This window comes from Pseudomonas baetica (assembly GCF_051216495.1).
Classification (GTDB): domain Bacteria; phylum Pseudomonadota; class Gammaproteobacteria; order Pseudomonadales; family Pseudomonadaceae; genus Aquipseudomonas; species Aquipseudomonas baetica_B.
The window spans coordinates 1-1768 of record NZ_JBPKAM010000232.1 but is presented as its reverse complement, the minus strand read 5'-3'; the positions used below and the strand labels follow the sequence as shown (position 1 = coordinate 1768).

The following is a 1768-nucleotide window of genomic DNA, read 5'->3' as shown; positions in this document are numbered from 1 at the left end:
CCCCCCCCCCCCCCCCCCCCCCCCCCCCCCCCCCCCCCCCCCCCCCCCCCCCCCCCCCCCCCCCCCCCCCCCCCCACAGGATTGGGCCTCTATAAGTTTTCAGGAACAAAAATATGTCAACGCGTCGCGAATTCATCAAACAGGTATCGGTTGCCGCCGGTATGGGAGCCGCCTTCATGGGCCTGGGCCTTAAGCCATCGTCAGTACTGGCGGCCAGCGCGGGCCATTGGTACATGCCGGATGAGGGCGACAAGCATCAACAGGCGTTCATCGCCTTTGGCGCGCAGGACGCCATCTGGGAAGACTTCACCCCGGACGTGCAAGCGGCGCTCGGTCGAATTGCGCGGACCATCGCCGAATATGAACCGCTGACCGTGTTCTGCCGCAAGAGTGAGCGGGACCTGGCCGAAGAGCATTGCGGAACAGCGAATGTCACCTACGTCACCACCGAGCTCGACGATATCTGGATGCGGGACATCGGCGCCAATTTTGTCGTCGATGGCAAAGGCGACCTCGGCGCCGTGGATTTCAATTTCAACGGCTGGGGCAACAAGCAGCGCCACAGCAAGGATGCGAAGTTGGCGAAGCTGGTGGCCGGGCGCGAAGAGGCCAGTTACCAGCGCAGCGAACTGGTGGGCGAGGGCGGTGGTATCGAAGTGGACGGCCACGGCACCGGGATCATGACCGAAAGCAGCTGGATCAATGCCAACCGCAATCCCGACTGGAGCAAGGCCGAAGTCGAGGAAGAGCTCAAGTTCCGCCTGGGCCTGCGCAAAATCATCTGGCTGCCGGGCATCAAGGGCAAGGACATCACCGATGCCCATGTCGATTTCTATGCCCGTTTCGTCAAGCCGGGCGTGGTGATCGCCAACCTCGACACCGACCCCGAGTCCTACGACAACAAGGTCACCCGTGCGCATCTGGATATCCTGAAGAACGCTACCGATGCCGATGGCCGAAAGCTGCAAGTGCACACCGTGTCGCCGCCACTGAAACCGCGAAGCAGCAAGTTCAACCGCGATAACCCAGACTTTGCCGCCGGCTACATCAATTACTTTGTGATCAATGGGGCGATCATAGCGCCGGAGTTCGGCGACAAGGCGGCCGATCGCAAGGCCTTTGATCTGCTCTCCAGGCTGTATCCGGAGCGTGAGGTGGTGCAACTCAACATTGACGCCATCGCGGCCGGAGGCGGTGGTATCCACTGCGTGACCAGTCATCAGCCGCTGGTTTAGCGATGGACATGGGGGCGTCTGGTAAACTGCGCCCCTTTACCTCCTCAGACAAGAGAGCCCCATGGCCAACCAAGACATCGTCTTCACACCCGATCCCGACCAGGATTCCATTTCCTCCGACGTTGCCGCGTTCAATGGCATCCTGATGTCCACCCAGATCCCGACCCGTGCCGACGGCAGCCTGGAACTGGGCGACATCACCCTGCAAAGCGAATGCACCCTGCAGGCGCTCAAGGTCGCGTTGGAACGCGCCGGCAGCTCCATGGACCGCGTCATGCACCTGACCATCTACCTCACCGACATGGCCGACCGTGCCGCATTCAACGAGGTCTACAAGCGCTTCTTCGCCAAGCCGTGGCCGGTGCGTGCCGCCGTGGGTGTCGCCGCTTTGGCCGTCGAAGGCATGAAAGTGGAAGTCGTGGCCATGGCCGCCAAGGCCTGATTCCAGCCGCACCTCGCCCCCTGTGGGAGCTGGCTTGCCAGCGATGGCGTCGGCACATCAAACATTGATGTCGTCTGACTCACCGCTATCG

General features: G+C 62.2%; 2 protein-coding genes. Both read left to right on the top strand.

Features of this window, described 5'->3' with window-relative positions; genetic code table 11:
* Positions 1 to 113 precede the first annotated feature (113 nt).
* Positions 114 to 1235 (top strand): agmatine deiminase family protein, encoded by a 1122-nt coding sequence (locus tag ACSFE6_RS31435; RefSeq protein ID WP_435431256.1) that lies wholly within the window; start codon positions 114 to 116, stop codon positions 1233 to 1235.
* Positions 1236 to 1296: 61 nt separating this feature from the next.
* Positions 1297 to 1677 (top strand): RidA family protein, encoded by a 381-nt coding sequence (locus ACSFE6_RS31430; RefSeq protein ID WP_435431255.1) that lies wholly within the window; start codon positions 1297 to 1299, stop codon positions 1675 to 1677.
* The last annotated feature ends 91 nt before the right edge of the window (positions 1678 to 1768 follow it).